The sequence below is a fragment of the Rhodococcus sp. 06-418-5 genome (assembly GCF_002258285.1).
Lineage (GTDB): Bacteria > Actinomycetota > Actinomycetes > Mycobacteriales > Mycobacteriaceae > Rhodococcoides.
The window spans coordinates 75,948-94,856 of record NZ_NOYE01000006.1 but is presented as its reverse complement, the minus strand read 5'-3'; the positions used below and the strand labels follow the sequence as shown (position 1 = coordinate 94,856).

General features: G+C 62.4%; 16 protein-coding genes. 4 read left to right on the top strand and 12 right to left on the bottom strand.

Going from position 1 to position 18,909, the window contains the following annotated elements; genetic code table 11:
• Positions 1 to 231: 231 nt before the first annotated feature.
• Positions 232 to 1,227, bottom strand: coding sequence for a DUF4192 family protein (locus tag CH274_RS01665; protein ID WP_015586055.1), 996 nt, complete (start codon positions 1,225 to 1,227; stop codon positions 232 to 234).
• A gap of 352 nt (positions 1,228 to 1,579) precedes the next feature.
• Positions 1,580 to 2,503, bottom strand: a complete 924-nt coding sequence (locus CH274_RS01660) for a DNA processing protein DprA (protein WP_052047799.1) — start codon at positions 2,501 to 2,503, stop codon at positions 1,580 to 1,582.
• 287 nt (positions 2,504 to 2,790) lie between these two features.
• Here CH274_RS01660 and CH274_RS01655 point away from each other — a divergent pair, with 287 nt between their 5' ends.
• Positions 2,791 to 3,318 (top strand): hypothetical protein, encoded by a 528-nt coding sequence (locus tag CH274_RS01655; protein WP_015586057.1) that lies wholly within the window; start codon positions 2,791 to 2,793, stop codon positions 3,316 to 3,318.
• A 40-nt stretch (positions 3,319 to 3,358) separates the two neighbouring features.
• Positions 3,359 to 4,360, top strand: a complete 1,002-nt coding sequence (locus tag CH274_RS01650) for a hypothetical protein (protein WP_072692241.1) — start codon at positions 3,359 to 3,361, stop codon at positions 4,358 to 4,360.
• 13 nt (positions 4,361 to 4,373) lie between these two features.
• Here the strand turns inward: CH274_RS01650 and CH274_RS01645 are convergent, their stop codons facing one another.
• The 10 genes from CH274_RS01645 to CH274_RS01605 form a co-directional block, all read right to left on the bottom strand.
• The gene (locus tag CH274_RS01645) at positions 4,374 to 4,994 is read right to left on the bottom strand and encodes a DUF2637 domain-containing protein (RefSeq protein ID WP_015586059.1); all 621 of its coding nucleotides are present in this window, start codon (positions 4,992 to 4,994) and stop codon (positions 4,374 to 4,376) included.
• Positions 4,994 to 5,713 carry a CPBP family intramembrane glutamic endopeptidase gene (locus CH274_RS01640; protein ID WP_032394817.1) on the bottom strand — a complete coding sequence of 240 codons (720 nt, stop codon included), beginning with the start codon at positions 5,711 to 5,713 and terminating at the stop codon, positions 4,994 to 4,996. The genes CH274_RS01645 and CH274_RS01640 overlap by 1 nt, the downstream gene beginning before the upstream one ends.
• Before the next feature lie 265 nt (positions 5,714 to 5,978).
• A complete protein-coding gene (locus CH274_RS01635) occupies positions 5,979 to 6,617 on the bottom strand; it encodes a hypothetical protein (RefSeq protein WP_015586061.1) in 639 nt (212 codons plus the stop codon).
• Positions 6,618 to 6,623: 6 nt separating this feature from the next.
• Positions 6,624 to 6,749 (bottom strand): hypothetical protein, encoded by a 126-nt coding sequence (locus tag CH274_RS29615; RefSeq protein ID WP_254924250.1) that lies wholly within the window; start codon positions 6,747 to 6,749, stop codon positions 6,624 to 6,626.
• A 103-nt stretch (positions 6,750 to 6,852) separates the two neighbouring features.
• A complete protein-coding gene (locus CH274_RS01625; protein WP_015586063.1) occupies positions 6,853 to 7,503 on the bottom strand; it encodes a helix-turn-helix domain-containing protein in 651 nt (216 codons plus the stop codon).
• A gap of 3 nt (positions 7,504 to 7,506) precedes the next feature.
• Positions 7,507 to 12,879 (bottom strand): telomere-binding protein, encoded by a 5,373-nt coding sequence (locus CH274_RS01620; protein WP_032364989.1) that lies wholly within the window; start codon positions 12,877 to 12,879, stop codon positions 7,507 to 7,509.
• Between the two features lie 223 nt (positions 12,880 to 13,102).
• Positions 13,103 to 13,273: a hypothetical protein gene (locus CH274_RS29035; RefSeq protein ID WP_015586065.1), complete on the bottom strand. Its 171-nt coding sequence runs from the start codon at positions 13,271 to 13,273 to the stop codon at positions 13,103 to 13,105.
• Positions 13,274 to 13,733: 460 nt separating this feature from the next.
• Positions 13,734 to 14,453 (bottom strand): hypothetical protein, encoded by a 720-nt coding sequence (locus tag CH274_RS01615; protein ID WP_032364990.1) that lies wholly within the window; start codon positions 14,451 to 14,453, stop codon positions 13,734 to 13,736.
• Positions 14,450 to 15,364: a ParA family protein gene (locus CH274_RS01610; RefSeq protein ID WP_015586067.1), complete on the bottom strand. Its 915-nt coding sequence runs from the start codon at positions 15,362 to 15,364 to the stop codon at positions 14,450 to 14,452. Before CH274_RS01610 ends, CH274_RS01615 begins: the two co-directional genes overlap by 4 nt.
• An 877-nt stretch (positions 15,365 to 16,241) precedes the next feature.
• On the bottom strand, positions 16,242 to 16,940 hold the full coding sequence (locus CH274_RS01605) for a hypothetical protein (RefSeq protein ID WP_015586069.1): 699 nt from the start codon (positions 16,938 to 16,940) through the stop codon (positions 16,242 to 16,244).
• A gap of 689 nt (positions 16,941 to 17,629) precedes the next feature.
• Here CH274_RS01605 and CH274_RS01600 point away from each other — a divergent pair.
• Positions 17,630 to 18,190 carry a hypothetical protein gene (locus CH274_RS01600; protein WP_139278540.1) on the top strand — a complete coding sequence of 187 codons (561 nt, stop codon included), beginning with the start codon at positions 17,630 to 17,632 and terminating at the stop codon, positions 18,188 to 18,190.
• A gap of 168 nt (positions 18,191 to 18,358) precedes the next feature.
• Complete coding sequence (locus CH274_RS01595) at positions 18,359 to 18,907, top strand: SAF domain-containing protein (RefSeq protein WP_230591630.1); 549 nt, start codon at positions 18,359 to 18,361, stop codon at positions 18,905 to 18,907.
• The last annotated feature ends 2 nt before the right edge of the window (positions 18,908 to 18,909 follow it).

Below are 18,909 nucleotides of genomic sequence, written 5' to 3'. Positions count from 1 at the left end.
GGGCTGGGGCTGGGCGCTGCGCGCCCGCCGCTGCAGGCGAAACGGCAAGCCGTTCCGAAGAACTCGCGGACTCGGTCGAAGCGCTGCGCGCCTTCGCGGTTGCATCTGTTATTCGATCGCGCTCAATTTGCAATTTGCAATCGAGAATTTTTCGAGGGCGGTCGAACCGAAACCGGCTCGCCGATGCATGGTGTATTCAGCGAAACCGGTTTCGGATCAATCGCATTCAAGTCATTCGTTACGGGATCGCTCGGATTCTGCATCGAGCGCAGCGGGCCGAATCTGCTCCCACAGCGCCGGGTTGATTCCCGCGTTGTATGCGCGTTCGAGCAGCTGCCCCAAGGAATGATCGGGGGCGAGCCCACGGGCAACGTTCATTGCCTCCCGCGCCGGCACCGCCTCCCGTCCGATCCAGTAACTCAGCGAAGCGAGGACGAAGGCGGGGCCTGCCTCGCTGGCGGGCAACACCGCGCCAACCTGCCGCCACAGTTCGCCGAGGACTGCGGCGTTGGCTTCGGTGAAGTGAACGAACAGCACATCGCGCACGCGCACGTCAGAGGCGGCGGCTGCGAGCATCGCAGCGTGGTAATCCGATATCTCGATTCCGCGGTTGCCTGAATCGAGATACCCGGCGAGTACCTCGCGGTGGATGGTCTCTGCGGCCGAGATCGGCCCTACTGCCGGGAACGCCCCGCGTGCAGCCCGCATCATGTCCACCACACTCGCGGCGCGTTCGGCACCGAACTGTTCGGCAACGAAGCCCGCGCGGATTTGGGCGCGAGAGGCCAGACGTACCTGCCCCTCGAGCAACGCTCCGACCACGTAGGGGTGAGCCGTCAGGTCGACCGCCTCGCCGACCTCGTGCGGTCCCGCCAGTACCCCGTTCATCAAGTAGCGGCGCGCACGTCCCTCGTGGAACTGGAACACAGCAACGTCATCGCCCGAGAACTCGTGGAGAACGGCCATCGATGCCGCATCGGCGTGTGTGTCACTGCCGAACACGACCACCACGCGCGGTCCGGATAGATCACGCACGGGGTGACCGCTGGGCACCAGCAACGGGGCACCACCGATCGGCGCTTCCTCCCCCAGCGGGCAGGCCATGACGGCCCCGCCTGTCGAGTTTGGGGTGAACACCACCATTTCGTTCTCGGGAACGTAGCGGACCAGCATCACGGCCACGGCAACAGCATCAGCGGGTGAGGAGATACGAAAAACAGAGGACATCGGACAAACCCCTTTCAGGGCACAGGGGCAGATGGTCAGTCCGCCCGATCAACAGAACACCCACAATCTAGCCGAGACCACCGACAAGAACGGCTCACGCGCAACACATTTGGTCCCCGGCGCACTCGGTGCCGGGGACCGCACCGAGTGCGCCGGGGCTCGGTGGGGAAAGACAACAGGCCCGCCCATGTGTTTCGCTGGGCGAGCCTGTTGTCGAACGTCTAGGGAGAAGCGAAAGGATCAGAGCGACAAAGGCTCTCGCTCTAACTCCTCGGGAGCGGAGTCGGCTTCCGAGGCCCATCTAGGGCTCACGTCCATACCCGACCACACTTTCGGATCGGTGTCGAGCCGATCAGGAGACGTTCGGATCAGCACACACGCCAGCAGCCGACATTGCAAGACGCGCCACACCGTCGATGATCAACGTATGGCATCCGTTCGACGCTGCGGAGGTGACCGGCCCTGGTACCGCGTACACCGCCCGCCCGAGCCTGTGCACTTCCCTGGCCACAGACAGTGCACGTCCGCGTGACCCGGCCTCGGGCACCACTACCGCATCGGAGAGAGCCGCCAGCAGCGCGCCACTCCCGTTGAATCGTTCTCGTCGAGGCTCTGCACCGAACGAGTACTCGCTCACCACCACACCCTGTTCCGCGACGCGCTCGAGCAACCGAGCGTGACCGGACGGATACGCCCGATCCAAGCCGCACGGCATTACCGCTACCGGTCCTGCACCGACCCCCAACGCTGCCCGCAACACCGCTCCCTCGATCCCGAACCCGCTGCCCGACAGGACCGCCACCCCACGCATCGCCAGATCCCCGGCAAATTCCGACGCGACATGCTCGCCGTAAGCGGTCGCAGCCCGGGTGCCGGTGAGCGCCACCGCCGACACATCAGCACCGGGCAGCGCGCCCTGTCCACGAACCCACAGAGCGACCGGAGTCGATCCCTCCAGCCATCCGGCCATCCGCAGCCGCTGCGGCCACTCAGCGTCCGCAGGAGTGACCAATCGTGCTCCCAGCGTTGCCGCCGTCTCGAGGTCTGCCTCGGCACCTGAGTAGTCCCACGAGCGAGCCGTCGCACGCAACAAGTCCTCCGACACCTCCCGATGCCGCACAGCCTCGGCTGCAGCCTCCACGCCCGATAAGGACACCGCCAGATGCACCAACGAGCCCTGCCCCCGCGCCACGTGAGCGAGATACGCCCACGCAACACGCTCACGCCACACCATCTCGCTACCCGACACCGCGTTCTCGCTCGACACACCGCTCACGACGAAACCCTCCCAGGGCTAACACAAGGGCAGATGGTCAGTCCGCCCGATCAACAGAACAACTCGAACCTACCCCGACACACCGACAAAAACAGCACCTGACAAGCGAAAATGTCCCCGGCGCACCCGGTGCCGGGGACAGCGGGTGCGCCGGGCGGTAAGTTCACGAAGCGGCCAAAAGAGCAGACCGAAGTGTCCTGTTCGAGTGATACAAATACCGGAGCAGATCTCACGGGCCGCCGACGAAAAACGCACCAACCGCGACGTTCGAGAGGGAAGCTGCACACATGACCGAGCCCGAGCCATGGCGTCGAAGCAAGACGCCGGCCCCGCTCCCCTCGAATTCCGCCGACGCCCGAGCGATCAGCGAACTGACGGACCCGGAACTGGCTGCGATCATTCGTGACAACCTCCTGCCGCGCTCGAACACCGCCGGCGATACAGCCAATTGGCGTGCATTCTGGAACACCCTCACTTTCGATCCGCAGCTCAACGATCGCGCAAACGCGATCATCGATGTCTACGTCGAGCAAGCAGCAGCAGCGCTCGATACCGGCGAACTCGACGACGCCCAATACAAACGTGCCGGCAAGTTCCACGACCTGTGTATCCACGCCCTCGACAGGCTCGACAAGGTGGTCGACGACCCCCTGGCCTGGGCTGGTGCGCGAGCTGCCGGATTCAATCCACGCTCTCGTGAGGTCATCAACACCCTCGTGCAGGCCATCGCCGATCACCGAGACGACGGCGACGACGCCAAGCTCTGGGCGATTCTCGCCGAAGTTCGTTTGGATCCAGGCCATCGACGCCGGTAAGCGCTCCGCTCAACATGGCCGCCCGCGGAGCCTCTGACCGATGAGCTTCTGGGATTCACTTGCGGCCGGCCTCTCGGAGGAGCCGCCGCGACGGGTGATCGTGTCGACCAGAACGCTCAGGTCGGCGATCGAGGACACCTTGATCTATGGGTTCTCGCGAGCCGCCCTCGAAGTGGTCCTACCCGACGAACTCGACCTGACGTGGGCAGGTACAGGTACCCCGGTTGAGGCCGACACCAAGCGGTCGCTGATCGATGGTTACCTCGTAGGATTCGAGATCCCCCAGCTCGTCGCACTGGCGCGTCGCGTGCTTGCAGAATGCGACGTCGCGGACCACGGGCTCGCGGTGCTGATCGCAGAGTACGAAAAGGGCTCCAGCGGTGTCGATTCTCCCGCAAAGAACCTCATTTTCGCGGCCAATGGTCCCAAACCGGAGATGGTGCTCCGCGACGCGGTCAGCAACGACATCCTGATCACCAAGAATGCTGAGTTCTGCCTGGTCTACGACAGACCGATAACCGAGGCCGGCCTGTCCTTTCAGGAGCTGATTCAGTGGTGGCGTGAGCACCAAGCAATGGCAGACACGGACGATCGCGATGTCGGGCGGTCACTGTACAAACGGCTGCGAGAGAGCCTCGGTAAGAACGAACCCGAGCGGATGGTCTTGGACGTCTACTCACGTCGATACGGAGAGCACGGCTTCGGTATTCCCGCTCTGATCCCGCAGGTCTACCTCCACTACGACCCGTACACCAAGTATCAACGCAAGGGCAGCAGTCCCCTCGAACGCCAACGCATGGACTTCTTGCTGCTCTTCAGTGCAAGAAAACGCGTCGTCATCGAGGTCGACGGTCGTCAGCACTACGCCAACGAAGACGGCCGCGCCAGCACGCAGCTGTACGCCGAGATGGTCACCGAAGACCGACGTCTCCGGCTAGCGGGATACGAGGTCTATCGGTTCGGGGGCAAAGAGTTCGAGAGCCCCGACGCGCCGTCGATGCTCGCAGCATTCTTCGACGAACTGAGCTCGCGAATGAAGTAGACCGACGGGGAACTCATGCCGGGGCGAGGTATCGATCCTCCTCAGAGCCGATCTGGAGTTCGTCCTCGGCGGCTGCGATGACTGCGTCGACGACCTCAATGGGTAGCCCGGTCTTGGTGGCCACTGCAGCGTGCTCGTGGCCTTCGCTGGCCAGTTTCAGGACGTGGACACACAGAACGGCTGTTTCGGCCTCTGTGGAGCTGTTCGGGGCCGAGTGACGCTGGTCGGTGCTGTCGTCTACAGCTGATGCTTCGAGTCGGACCAGCTGGATCATCAGGTGCGTGGTGACCAGCAGCACCAGCGGCGGCGCAGCAGCGGCCAGCGCGGCCACGGTGAAGGTCGAGCTGTAGTCCACCATCGAGACGTGCACGATGTTGCCGGCCGTCGATGCGATCGACCCGAGAATCAGCAAGGCCCACGCGAACCAGCGGTGTGAGGCGTCGACGACGAGCATGAGTGTTGCGAGGATTACCATTCCGTCGAGCACCAGTGGCAGAACCCATCCCAGTGTTGCCGGGTATCCGCTGGCAGTAGCGAGCTGCCACAACGATATTCCGCTCTTTGTGAAGGCGCTGATACCGATCACCGCATTGCCGATCACCGCGCAACGTTTGATGGTTGTCAGATTCCTCATCAATGTCCTTCGCTGGTGGTGATCGAAAAGTGGCCGGCCGCTGCCGTCGGGCGTGCTAGATCGGCGTGCTTGAGGGTGGGTGTGTTCGACAGTCGGTAAATCGACCACAGGGCGGTGAATGCGATACACCCGCCGATCACTATCTGAGCCGCGGTGTAGTCACCATTGTTCGCAATGACGAATGCATTCCAAGCTGTATGGGCCAGAACGAGTCCCGTGAGACTGCGGAGTCGATAGTAGACGTAGACGGCCACAGCGCCCCATACGAACGCCGACAACGCTTGCCCTGTTCCCTGGTACAGATGGATGGAGGCTCGAAACAGAGCTGAGCTCGCGATGACGATGCCGAGCATCCACGGCTGGACGCGCCAGACCAGTCCGACGACCCCGAAGAGCAACAAGACCGGAAGCGCACTGAAGAACGGTTCCTCGGCCAAGCCGGCGACGAGAAGGTGCGCACTGTTCCACCATTGTGCCGGGTTGCCGTAGTCACTGGTGCGCGAAAGGTTTTCGGCATCCTCGGGGGACAGCAACGAGGCCATGCACAGGCCGATGGGGAACAATCCTGCACTCATCAGCGTCCGCGCTCGCCACGTCCCAGGGAAGCTGTTCGGTTCGGTCTCGTTCGGTTCGATGAACCGGCGCACCGCCGCGACGAGAGCGAGACCGGCAACTGCGGCGAAGAAGAGAATTAGGAAGCCAATTTGAGCGCCGGGCATCGTCGGCGGGGTCGACTCGGTGACTACCTCGGATCCGGTACCGAGATGCCTCTGAACCGAGACTAATGCCTCGAAAGGCCAACACACGACTAGGTAGGCGGCAGCAAGCCCGAGCGGAACAGCAGCGATATACAGGCTTGAGTTCCAGTTGTTGTTGCGATTCATCGCGATTCACTCTTTCTTTGACATTCTCTCGTCGCGGCGACACAGGACAGTCATGGGTGCGGATACGAGTACTGAGCGTGGGTACGGCGGTCGAGGCTGATCAGTTGTCGAGTAGGCCCGCACCGCGGGCAATAGCGGGTAGGTCGATCGGTGGTGCCCATGCGGCCCACACGCGGGTTCGGCCGAGCTCGACGACACGGTCGTCCGGATAGAGCCGCCATGGGCCGACGCGGTCGAGCAGTTCACCGACGAGGGCGTCGGCGTGGAAACGGGTGGGAACGGTGACGAAGTCATCGAGCGGGCCCCGCTTATGTAGTGCCGCGACGGGGCGTGGTGCGCCTCTGGCGATCGCTACCTGCCGCAGGTCCGGAGAGCCGTGGGGACGGAGGATCGCCACGACATGGGGGTCCAGCCATCGTCGCTCTCGCCATTCCTTGCGGACACCGCGGCCACGGGGAAGATCGAGCCCGGTCAAGACAGTTCGTGCATTGTCGAGGGTCTGCTGTTCGACACGTCGGATTTCAGGAAGGGGAAATTGAAGTTGCTGCAACCGGCGGACGGGAATGGCCGCTCGAGCGCGAGGTGAGCCCTGCAGCCAACGCTGAACGGTACGGCGAGTCACCCCGAATGCCGCTGCGACATAGTCGATATCGACACCACCGTTGACCAAGGGGCCGTAGCACGCGGTGAATGCGACCTCGAGCTGTCGTTTGGTCCACCGCGGCCGCTTCGGGTTCATGTCGCTCTAATGGAGTGGTCCGAGAAAGACGCCGTATCCCATTTTGGCCTGCACAGCCATGCTGACGAGGATCAGACCCGCCAACGCAGAAACGACGCGGGTCTTCCACTGCTGAGACTTGGTCTCGAACATGTCTTTCTGATCCCTCCTGCAGAGCGCTGCCGTGCGCGATTCCACCGATACCGTAGCGGTTGCACCGGACACTCCGAACACCTGAACTCGCAGACTCTTATGGTCAGACCGGGTCGATGGAGATGTTGTCGATGCTCTCGAAGGTCCATCCGTCGACGTACCGATCGCTGGCGTAGCCGCTGAGCCACTTCGAGAGCGCTTTGTCGCCGCCGCGTTCGTACGCCGACCACATCGACTCGACATCGGATGGCGACATACCACTCTGATCCGGGGGGATCTGGATGGAACGATTGCGAATGTAGAACCCTCCCCCACCGGCGACGCCTTGTCGGCCCTTGATCTGTACGCGCGCACCGTATTTGGCGATCGACTTGCCCTGTTTGCTCTCTCGGACAGCTTTGATGGCGGCGCGCCGGCCCTGTTGCGTCGTCGCTGCCTGCCGCGACTTGGTGGTGAGCTTGCTCAGAGTCTCGGCCTTCGGCTTCGAGATTCGCTGGCGTCCCTCGGCGGCAACCCAGCGTTCCACCGTACGACGTGAGACTCCGAGATCGCGCGCAGCTGCGGCAGTGTTCACCCCGCCCCGAGTGCCCGGGCCGTACGCGGCGAGGAGCATCCCACGCATGTCAGGGGTGGTGCCGGCCTTGCCGGAGACATCGGCACCACGCCTGCCCGTCAAGCCCTGGAACAGTGAGCTGCGTCGGCGTTCGTCTGCTTCCAGGTTCTCTTTGAAGCCAGCATGCTTGCGCCCGGCCATTGGCTATTCCCCCTTGCCTGTCGTGGCATCCCAGTTCATCGTCAGCGCTTCCTTGCCCTTGTAGCGGCCACCGACGAGGAACTCGAGATGATCGCCGAGTCGAGCGGAGCCCTCCCACTTGTATTGGCCGAACCCTCGACCGAGCTGCTTGTCCTCCCCAGGCCAGGACGCGATCGGATCCGGATCGTTGCTGGTGTAGAGAACCGTGTCGTTCGTGATGGCCACCGGCCACCGGTCGGAGACGGTGCCGATCTTGACGATGCGACGAGTGATGTTCGCCCGCGCTTTGGCGATGATGTGATGGCGTCGCTCAGGCGAGAAACCTGCTCGTCCGGTCATATGAACCGAGGACCCCATCTGGCCGATCGTGCGCGTGTAGACGCCCTTGAGCAGATCTCTGGCCAACTGAGCGTCGACGTCGTCGACGTCCAAAGCTGTTCGTGCGTCCCGGATTCGCTCGTACCACGGATCGAGTACTCGGCCATGTTCGTTCCACACGTAGGCCTCGACAGGTTCGAGCTCGTAGCCGAGTTCTCCGGCGACCTGCAGACTCGGTGTGGTCACCCACAGCAGGCCCGGCCGGCCGCCGAGAGGCATCAATGGATGTGGGATGCGCCAGTCCCCTGCCTCGGGAACCTCTACCCGCCAATAGCCCGGCAGCTTCTTGTCGAACGCTCGCCCGTCTGGATGATGAGTGGCCGATCCGATCGGCATCTCCAAACCGGCGATTCCCGCAGCATGCGAGCCTCCTCGGTCGTACGCGTGGACGTAGATCATCGATGTCTCGTCGCTGGTCGGTTTGCGGGACCATGCGTAATCGTCCTCGAGGGAGCTGATGGTGGCCGGGCCGACGGGAGTCTGTGCCCCGAACATCCGCTCGCGGTCCTTGAATCGAGTCGAGATCATCAGGTCGAAACCTGTGGACTGCGGGGTGATCACCCACGGCATCTTCAACGCGCTGGCGAACAGCGACAATCGACGCGCGAGTTTGCTCGGGGACGGTCGGTCTCCGAGAATAGGGATATCGCGTGGATCGGCGTTCATGCCGGCAGCCAGGACGACCCACACACCGCGGTGCTCGCCCTGGGTGCGCCACACACGGGTCCACGCACCGAGCCGGTCACCGGGCTTGCCCAGGGTCCAACCGTCGGCGATTGCATCTGTGACGAACGCTGTGCCGGCAGTGGCCTCGCCGACGTCTTTGCGTCGCTGCGACGGATCGTCGCTCAGCGTGCTCAGATCCACCCCGAACTTCTCGGTCATCGCCGCGGTCACCCAGATCTGTCCCGGTTCGCTCTGCCACGACGAAGTCTGAGTGCCCAGACGCAGCTCCTGCACCAGCGCGGCGACATGACCGACGTGAGAGATGTTCTGTGGCAAATTGATTCGACTTCCGTCGGGCATCCAAATGCCATCGACGTCCAGGACGGCGGCAGGGGCAGCGAACGGGTTGGCCGCGGTCTTCGCGGGAGCTGAACGCCGAGGCTGCGTGGTCTCGAGCGGCGCACTGGGTTGCGCAACCGTAGGAGCACTCGACTCGGCGGCCTCGGAAGCAGCTCGACGAGCAGGTTCGTTCGACGGCCGCGGGCCAGTGGAGGCGGGTGCAGGCGGCTTCGCTGCGGCTGCGGTATCGGCAACCAGTGCAGCGCGGGAGGCAGCTGTGCTTCCGAACCAGCACTGCGCGTGCAGAACGTGGCCATCGAAGCGAAGGCCCGAGCCCACTCCGCACTTCACGCACGGGACGCTCGGCGAAATATGTTCTGCCACAGCGATATGGCCCTCGGCATCGGGGTAGCTTCCCACTGGAATGTCCTCCTGTTCGGAGTTGTCAGACGTAGCTTCCGCGTCGTTGGCACGAGAGCTGCCCGTCGTCGATGAGGTGTCGCTGTTCGATACCGAGAACAACGTCGCGAGGTCGGCCACTGCGGAGGTCGAACCCGGAACGTCGCTCGGTGTCGTACCGTCCGGTGCATCGTCGGGTCCGCCATCAGCGTCGAAGATGCCGATCTGACCGTCGTCGGGGCCGTCGCCGAGGATCGCCCACAGACGGAGAGCGGTCATCCGCTGCCGCCGTTCCTCACAATGGATGGTGCGTTGGACGGTGTAACGGGGTGTCTTGCCTGCGCGTTCCTCGGCGATCAGAACTCCCTCGTCGTAGAGGGCCCGCAGCGCCGTGCCTCGATCGATCTGTGGAGCATCGGACATCGTCGATGCCGCGGCTTTCAGAACCTGTTCGAGGGCAGTCGATTCGATCAACAGCTGCGCTTCACCGTCGCGTGGTCCGGGGTCGGTGAGCACGTACCCCAACCGGATCCCGCGTGCGTCTTCGCGGTACTTCTTGACGTCCTGATAGTCCGAGACCAACGTCCGTCGCCACCCCAACCGGCCGGCGAGCGGGCGGTCGGGTGCTTCACCGGTACGAACGTCGTCGACGTAGGCCAACCCGGTACGCAGTGCGTGCGCAAGGAGCTCGCGCACCCGCGCCCCGGTACGTGAAGGCAGATCGGGATCGGCCGCAGCGACGACCGCGTCGTGCAATCCGCCGTCGACGACGTCGAGAACTTGCTCGACCTCATCGGCATCGAGCGCGCCGACATCGAGCAGAAAAGCGGTGAACGCCTGCCACCCTGCCCACACTGCACCGACCGCTTCGGCCTGGCGCACGGTCTCACCCTGCTCACGTAAGCCCTCGGCGTAGTGCGCGCCCTCGTTGAAGACCTTTTCCCGCAGTTCCTCGAGGCGGGGGCACAACCACTGCAGGAACGAGGCCATCAGCAGGGCGCGTCCATGTCGAGACTGCTCACTGTCGAGTCGAATCAGCTCGTCGAGTTCGATCTCGTCGGACTGCAACGGCACCACCAACATGCGCTGAGCGCCGGACCCTGGTCGAGGCATGACCTCGGAGGTCACCATCGCGGACGATCGGGGGGCGGTGCCGTCGAGGATGCTCAACCCGTCGCGACTGGAACGGCTCCGTTGTTCGCCGTTGTGGACCATGCGCGCGAACTCTTCGAGCGCTTTCTGTGCAGCCCCCCAGTCTCGTGTGGGAGCGACATCATCGGCCCAGTACAGCGCATCTTTCGACGAATTCAGTTTGATGCGAAGCGCATTGAGAGTGTCACCGTTACCTGACATCGACGATGCCGGCCGCCGACGATCCCACAGCTCACCGAAGTGATGCATCGCGATCGACGCGATCGAGGTCTTGTACGAACCGGGCGAACCAATGAGCGAAAGAACCCAGGGGTTGGGTCCCAAGGCCGCGCGAAAGACGTGCCCGAGCAACGGAGCAGCGATTCGCACCGGCAGACGCGTCAGCATCGATCCCGAATCGACCATGAAGGCATCACGCAATCGAGGTGCATCGGCGATCGGGCACGGCAGGTCGTAACGCGAGAGCGGTCCACTGAGCAGAACCGGCGCAACACGGGCACCGGCAGCACTGATAGCGCCACCCGCGTGCACGTAGAACCACTCGTCGTTTCGGTCCTTACGCCAACCGGTGGAACGGAATCGAACCGTCCGGGCAATCGTCACTCCACCCGCCACTTTCAGGGCGTCGCGAAGTTTGGCGATTCCAGAGGGTTTGGAGTCGTACGTCGGCGGCCCGGGAAGAGAATCCGCCCAGGTGCAGTCCCGATAGTCCTGTGCGTCCACCCGCATACGCATGAACTCGCCCGTATCGGGATGGGTGTACCCGATGACGACAGCGGAAAGCTGTTCGGGCGACGGCGGATTGGCTTCCCGCTGCCCGACGATATCTTCGCGTCCGAGCAGGGTCGGTGCGTCGACGTCGAGGCCGTCGTCCTGCGATTCGAGGTATTCCATCTCCACGATCCGAGCATCGATGCTGAGCACCATTTTGGCGGTCTGCTCGCCATCTCGGTTGGTGACGATTTCGACGAGGCTTCCCTCTACGACCCGATACGTCGGTGCAGATATCTGAGCGCCGCGGGTGGCCGCCCCGACCAGGTGCAGTCGGGGTCCGTCAGGGAGCGGATGTGTCGATTCACCGGCGTCGATGTGGCTGGATCCGGTCGCCGGCGGCACCGCGTCGTGCTCGTCCTCGTCGTGCAGCAGCGGTGGAATCGGAGTGCGCGAAATATCGTGTGCGGCACGGGCAGCCGTGCGGGCAGTACGCCACACAGCGGTAGCGGCATCGACCGCTTCTTGCGACCACTTCGTGCCCTCAGCGGCAGCGAAACTACGCACCGCATCGACGGCTTCGCTCAACGGCTCGAACAGGCGCTCCGCCTCGACGGCCCAGCGCCCAGCGAGGCGGATCTCGTCTGCGCACTCATCCTGGTGACCTGATACTCGCCCGCGCTCGGCACGCGCAGCCGCTTCCTGAGCCGCCTTTTCGACCTCGGCGGCCTTGCCGCGCAGCTTGGCCAGCGCAGCATGTGCCGCAACCTCACCGACATGGACGGGAATCAACCCGTTCCACATATCGTCCGGATCCCACAGCTGGGCCTCGACGTGATCTGTGAAGTCTGATTTGTCATCTGTTGTGCCGGGTAGCAGCAGTTGTACCTCGGCATCAACTGCGCCGAGCAGCGACGCCAGTTCGATGCCGCGCTCGTATCCTGCGGCGTCACGATCGAGCACAACGCGCACTGCGGCACCGGCGAACACCTCGGCGAGCTGTGGCGGAAAGTTCAGGCCACCCTGGGCATTCGTGGTCGCGCACAGACCGAGACGCATCGCGGTCTCGACATCCTTTTCGCCCTCGAGCAGCCACACCGGCTGGCCGGCCGACAGCGCCGCTTGCAGCTGCGGCATCGCGAACAGGACCGGAGTGAACACCGCAGGCTTACGTTTGACGTACGTGCGATTCGGACCGACGAACAACTGCCGGAATCGTTTGTGTTTGACGCCGCACGAGGTGCACTCCTCGCGGATGACCTCCTGCACCAATACGCTGTCGGCATCGGTGTAGGGATAGCGCGCAACTTCCGACCAAGAGTGCTCGACCTCGGGCTCCGGCATCGGACCGGCAATCCGAGCAGGCAGACGCCCCAGACGCCCACGTCGTTTGCCCGCTGCCCGTTGCTGCGGGGATCTACCGACACGCGGTGCGCTCGGATCCCGACTCGGCAAGGGTTCGTCGAACAGATCGGACACACCGATATCGAGACGCTCGGCGATTTCTGCGGCCGTCGCTGAGCAGCCATGGCACCGCAGCAGCACCATTCCAGAACCGTGGTGGCCCGGAGTCCAGGTGACAGACAGCGAAGCGTGACGGTCGTCGTGAACGGGGCATCTCGCCTGAAACTGGGTACTCGATGTGGCTTTGAAGCCGCCGAGCTGCTCGAGGCGTGGACGGATGTTGTCCATCGACCACATGTGGCCGCGGTTGGGAGTCGGTGACGTCACGACTCACCGCCGACACGTAGATGTACGACGCGCGCTGGGTTCGGAGCGCAAATCACGGCGAGGCAGGGGTACTGAGCTATGATGTCAATACACCTCCTGTCGTGTTCGTGGTTGTTCCCGGTGGGTGGTTGGAGCGGAGCGATTCGCTCACTTGTGAATCCGGAAGACCCCCCTTCTCGCCGCCAAGCACGAGGGGGGTTTTTCACTGTCTAGGGGTAGGTCATCACGCGCCCAGCTTGTACTGTGCGGGATCGATTCGATCTTGGATGTAATGCGGCATGGGTAGATCATGGTGCAGCGCCATGACATAGACGTAGTAGTCGCTGAGGTCGAGGCCAAGGGCGTCGGCCTCGTTTTTGTAATGCGCATACTGCGTGTCGGGCGTGCGCACCATTGCGGGTATGCGAGGGCCCTTCGACTCTCTCCCAGGTTTGCTTCCAGCCATGCGATCACATTAAACGGATTCGGTAACAGAAACAGGGAGGCCGCGACATCCGGTGTGTCGCCTGCCTGTCGTGCCACGTTCACATGTTCCTCCGCACCTCGTCCGTACCCGCCCTCGCACCACACATGACAGGTAGATCCGTCTCGATCTACCTCTGTGACAGAAGTGGCGAAATCTCTCGACATTGTCTCTGCGGCACCGGACACGACGAACACCCCAGCTCGTCGAACCGACCCGCTGCGCAAGCCCCTTCATCGATATACGCGTGACCTTGGCTCTTTTATGTGGGGAGCATGGGGAGCATGGAGATAAGGGCAGCTCAAAGGCAAAAAAACGCTCCCCACCGGAGTGGGGAGCATGGTGGGGAGCACGGTGGGGAGCCAGGAGCAAGACGCTCTGGCCCGGCGGATCAAGAGATCAGATAGTCCTCAACGACCGCAGCAATCAGCGCGCTTCGTGAGGGGATGAGCGGACTTGCTTCTACCTGCTCGTCTATCCATCGGGTCTGGGCTACCCACAGATGTGGACGCACCTCCACTCCCCCGCTCGCGACCTTCGGGCGGGCCAGACGCGGCATGCCACCGCGTGGCGATTCGACGGCGCGAGGGGCGAAGAGGCGAACCAAGGTTTCCGGGGTGTGCGCGGCGAAGGCATCCTCGACGATCTCGCCGTAGGACTTCTTCTCCCGCTGAGATCGCGTCTTCCAGGCCTCTTTGACCGTCGCGGGAACGTAGACCGCGATCGGGCGCACATCTTCATCACCGACAATCGCAGCCAACGGCTCCGCTGTAGCGGTGTCGGCCCCGGTTTCGGGTGTGGTGGCTACGTCCTCGGTTGCGGCAGTGCTGCCCCCGGAGGGCGAGGCAGATGTAGCAACCTCGGTCGGAGGCTCTGGTGCAGGTGCTACAGGAGCATCCGGTGCAGATGTCACGTCCGGAGCCTGTACGTGCGGCTCGTCGACGGCTCTTTCGGCAGCCACGTCGGTCGAGCGTGGTTCCACTGCGGCAGGCCTGGCGAGGGAACCCGTTCCATTGCGAGGGAAAATGTTGGCGAGGCCAGATCCACGGGGAGCGGGCTTGTCGAATTGGTCCGCCAGGCTGGGTCGCTTCTTGCGATCAGTGGTGCTCATGCGGGTGCTACCTCTTCTGCGTGATCGGCTTCGGCAGCAAGCTCGGCCAAGCGTTGCAAGACCTCAGCTGCTAGGGCCTCGTAGTCATCCGCCAACCCGGTTGCATCCCGAGAGAGCAGAAGGCTGGGTGGTTTCACCTTGTCCCTCAGCGCTTTCAACCGAGCCTTCTTTGCGCTAGCAGTAGCGCCTTCGAGTTCGTGAGCTAGGAGCCCATGCCGCCGCGCGTCGGCAGCGGCGCTCTCCATGTAGCGGATTGTCGTGCCGAAGATGGGGGCAATGGTGTCAGGAATGGCTTGCGTAATACTTTCCCTCACCTGGTCCTGGAGCCGTTGTGACCTACTGCCGACCGCAAACAGAAGCATGCCAGCCAATCTCAGTTGCGGATTGTGCTCCCGGGCACGCGCGAAGCGCTCGGCGACGCGGTCGAGGCCGTCGAGGCTGCCATCGTCGGCGCGAGTAGGGATGAGAACGGACGACGTGCAGTACAGCACCGCATCACCGATGATCACGTCGCCTGGCGGGGTATCGAAGAGAACAATGTCGTAGTCGGGAACGATCGGGGCAAGGACTTTGTGGAGGATCTGCCCCAGCGATTCGCCCCCGCGGCTGAGCCTGGAGAGCATCATGCCAGCAACGTCGACGAGCGCAGGACCAGCGGGAATGACGTCTAGACCGGGTCGGACGTCTTTGATGATCGGGGGTTGTCCGCCTGACATCAACGACATCAGAAGTTCTTCACCGGACTGCTTTTCGTAACCGAAATCGCGGGCCAGGTTGCCCTGAGGGTCGAACTCCCCGACGAGAACACGGTAGCCGGCAGCGGCGAACAGGCCTGCGAGGTTGGCAACAACCGTCGTCTTGCCCACTCCCCCTTTACCTTGGGTGACTGCGAGGGAATTTGATATTGCCATCGATAGAACCTTCCTTCCAGAGTCCTGGATCCGCGTGCATCTATTCGAGCGCTGCCGTGGAGAAGCGTGACCGGGAGGCGTTCACGGTGCCGAATCGGTACGTGCGAGCGGCTCGACTTGTCCCGCACGCTCTTGTGCGGGCGGATGCGCAGGTTGTCGTGCGTGGTTGTGTGCGCGAGAGTACGCCCAGTCACGCACGTCAGTCAACACGGTCTAAGTCGCGTAACACCATGCGTATCAATGCTCGCACTCTTACGCGGCAAAACACGCGCAATAAAACATGTAGTGCTGCGCCCTAGTAACAGCGTACCAATACGCACGTTAAGTCGCATATCAACACCCTTGTTAACACGTGAAGAAACACGGGCATTGATGTGCTGACCAAAACGGTAATTAACCCGCGTGTTGACGTGCGGAGTTATACCCGGTATTGCATGCGTAGTATTACGCGTATTAACCAACGGTGTAACAAGCGTATTTGTACGCCCTCAAACACGCGGTTTAGTACGCGATGAAACCAACGCTTTACTGTGCGAGGAGTACTACGAAGTGCTACGCCCATTGTGTTGGGATGATTGCCCGGTAGACGGTAACGGAGGTAGGGGAGCAGAGCACTGGGATGATGAACGGGATCGAGAGTGGGTAGTTATGTCGGATCAACAAAGCGTCGATATGTGCGAATCAGCGTGCGATTCGAGCTGCGATCATGGCCGCGACTCCCAATCCGCAGGCTCTGCTGGCTTCGCGAAGGCTCAAGCGAAGTGTTGAGGGGAGAGGTATCGGTAGGGGAGTGCGAGGATTGCTACGTAGTTCGACGCGAGCCTGGCACGAATTTCACATAAGACGCCAGGTCAACGGGGGACTGTTCGCGTTCCAATCAGCGTAGATCCGAATAGCTCTGACGCAGTCGGCGGCGGGGATCGCCAGGCTCTCCGCGGGTCGTTCGCTGTTCGGCTATCCGTTGTTCCAGACCGATCTTCGACGCCATTTGGGTGGCCCACAGCAGGGTGGCGTCAGGGACTGATTCTGAGAGTTCAACGGTGAGATCTACAAGGGTGTCTTCGAGCAGTGTCTCGGCGGCTCGGTAGAGGCTCCACAGGTGGCTCAATTCCCAACTAAGAATGAGGGGATTTCCGAACATCATGCGCTCACAGGAACGTTGAATGCGCCGGACTTGAGGGTTGCTCAGAGCTGTCGGATCGTGCGGGTCGGCCCAGGTCGCAAGGTAGCTGCTCTGCTCGCATGTCCACGGCAACAGCAGGAGCGCATCAGTCGCGAAAGTCCAGCTCTGCGTGTCGAGAACGTGTTGTGACTGTTTGAGGGCGCGGCCCAGGGCTCGCTGGCAGGTCGTGGTGTAGTCGGCGAGCGCTAGCCGACATCGCTCCAGTTGTGCCAGGTCGTGCACTGTGTGGAACTGGTCCTGTCCACGAGTGAATTCGGTGGCAACGAGCGCGGCCTCGGTGTCCCACCAGCGAAACTGGGACTGACGATGGAACTCGCGGTGCCATCGTAGGTCGTCGAGCGTTCGGGCTGCGACGCCGCTGCCTGGCGCGGTGGCGGTGTCGGAGAAGCTCATCGTTCAATGGTTGCAGGTAAATGGTGGTGTGTCACCACCCCTCTGGCATCAGTTCTATGACTGTGCCCACGGCCGAAGAGGTAGATGTGGTGGTTTTCCTGGTGAGCTCTGCATGGCGATCGGTTCAAGATCGTCGGTGAACGACGCTGCGTTGAAGAAACATTGGCGGCAGATTGTGGACACACATGAAAGCCATCAAATCAAATAGCACTGAGTCACGAGAACCACATCAGTCCGACATGAGTGTCAAACGATAACAAAATCGTGTTGTGATCACGTGGCAGTGATCATAATCCAACTTGTCTTGGAGTCAAGAGGCAGCGCCGAGTGCAGTTCGGTTGAGAGTCAGTCAACGGCCCGTAGAAGTTGCAGAGGACATTGCTTGCGGCACGGACCGTCAGGGGTCGGTGCCGCGCCGCGTTTGCTTCGGAACTGAACGAGTGCGCGATCGACTACCTTGTTACTGAAATGTTATGTACCGCGTGTTGATCACCACTGTTGTTGAGGTGGAGATAGCCTTTGTCCTGGTGGGGAGGGGATGGGGTCCTCTTGCGGGACGAACACGGGGTTCGTTTTGCAGGGTTCGGTTCGGATCGACGCTGTTCGCGGTGTCCGGGAGACCCGGTATATCTCGTACGTCGCACTCAAGCCTGCGACTCAGGTACACGGGGACATCGGAAGGATCGTGAGTGAGGACCGACAGCGCTGAGAGTGCGAACGTGCCGACATCTCCGCCTGCGCGACAGTCGCTCGGGGCAGCCTTCATGCCACCGCCGCCGGCCGGATCGATAAGTGCTATGTCAGCGGAGGTGGTGCAGTTGAGTTCAAACGAGGAGGAGACATCCTCTGGTGCAGCTGAATTGGGGCACGACGACACGATTGTGCCGTCGACGGTTCATCTTGCTGTCGGGGTTGCACACGGTCTGGCGAAGGAGAGCAAACGGACAGGGAGAACCCACGGCGAGGTGGTCATCACTGCTATCGAGGATGTCCACAGCGATCTCGAAAGCCTTCTGTTTCCGGGAGGCAAGGTCGGCGGAGGTCTGTTCCGCGCCAGGGGAGTAGGTGGGAAGCCGTCTGAGGGTAAGGCGGAGAAGAAGGGAGTCACGGTCGGGTTGTACGCCGATGACTGGGTGATCATCGATCAACTGAAAGACCAGTTCAAGGCCCGTTCCCGCAGCCACCTCATCGGAACTGCCCTCAAAGCACATCTCGGCCTCGACGCCACGACACAAACGGAAAGTGACTGAGCTATGCCCATGTTCGGCAATCTCAAAGAAAAGACATCGACCGCCACAGTGGGGGAGCCGCGCAGCGCAAGAGAGGCATCTCCTAAGCCGGGCCATGACTTCACCGAAGTCGTATCCACCACCAAAGTGCGCCGTCGACGGTCGTACTGGATCGCGGGAGTCGCCTTGATGACCGTCGCAATCGTAGGAGCGGTCTTTTTGGTGAACGCCATGCGCGCCACCACGACAATTCTGGTGCTCGCCCGCGACGTGCCACAGGGGGAGACGATCACCACCGACGACCTCAAAACCGCAGAGGTCAACAGCGATGCGACCATCGCGACCGTTCCTGCCACAGACAAAGCATCGGTCGTGGGCCAGAGCGCAGCAGTTCCGCTCCTGAGCGGATCGGCACTGAACCCATCGTCGTTCACCAACGCCGTAATCCCCAGCGGGGACAACACTTTGGTCGGCATCACCGTCGCAATCGGCAAACTTCCCGCAGAGCCACTGCTCGCAGGCGACAACGTCCGGATCGTCGACACTCCCCGAGATCAAGACGATTCCCCGGTGCAGGGTCCGGTCACCGCGAACGCACAGGTCGTTGCCGTGAAGGACATCCCCGAGACCGGACAGACGACAGTGGACGTTCTGGTCAAGAAAGACGAGGCCAGCTGGATCGCCGCCCGAGCCGCCACCAACCGCGTCGCCATCGTCCTCGACTCCCGGGAGCGCTGAGC

Coding starts and splice junctions, on each gene's coding strand:
- CH274_RS01665 (WP_015586055.1), bottom strand. CDS start 1,227: ATGTCCTCTGTTTTTCGTATCTCCTCACCCGCTGATGCTGTTGCCGTG.
- CH274_RS01655 (WP_015586057.1), top strand. CDS start 2,791: ATGACCGAGCCCGAGCCATGGCGTCGAAGCAAGACGCCGGCCCCGCTC.
- CH274_RS01645 (WP_015586059.1), bottom strand. CDS start 4,994: ATGAGGAATCTGACAACCATCAAACGTTGCGCGGTGATCGGCAATGCG.
- CH274_RS29035 (WP_015586065.1), bottom strand. CDS start 13,273: ATGGTGCGCACGCCCGACACGCAGTATGCGCATTACAAAAACGAGGCC.
- CH274_RS01635 (WP_015586061.1), bottom strand. CDS start 6,617: ATGAACCCGAAGCGGCCGCGGTGGACCAAACGACAGCTCGAGGTCGCA.
- CH274_RS01595 (WP_230591630.1), top strand. CDS start 18,359: ATGACCGTCGCAATCGTAGGAGCGGTCTTTTTGGTGAACGCCATGCGC.
- CH274_RS01640 (WP_032394817.1), bottom strand. CDS start 5,713: ATGCCCGGCGCTCAAATTGGCTTCCTAATTCTCTTCTTCGCCGCAGTT.
- CH274_RS01605 (WP_015586069.1), bottom strand. CDS start 16,940: ATGAGCTTCTCCGACACCGCCACCGCGCCAGGCAGCGGCGTCGCAGCC.
- CH274_RS01610 (WP_015586067.1), bottom strand. CDS start 15,364: ATGGCAATATCAAATTCCCTCGCAGTCACCCAAGGTAAAGGGGGAGTG.
- CH274_RS29615 (WP_254924250.1), bottom strand. CDS start 6,749: ATGTTCGAGACCAAGTCTCAGCAGTGGAAGACCCGCGTCGTTTCTGCG.
- CH274_RS01625 (WP_015586063.1), bottom strand. CDS start 7,503: ATGGCCGGGCGCAAGCATGCTGGCTTCAAAGAGAACCTGGAAGCAGAC.
- CH274_RS01650 (WP_072692241.1), top strand. CDS start 3,359: ATGAGCTTCTGGGATTCACTTGCGGCCGGCCTCTCGGAGGAGCCGCCG.
- CH274_RS01615 (WP_032364990.1), bottom strand. CDS start 14,453: ATGAGCACCACTGATCGCAAGAAGCGACCCAGCCTGGCGGACCAATTC.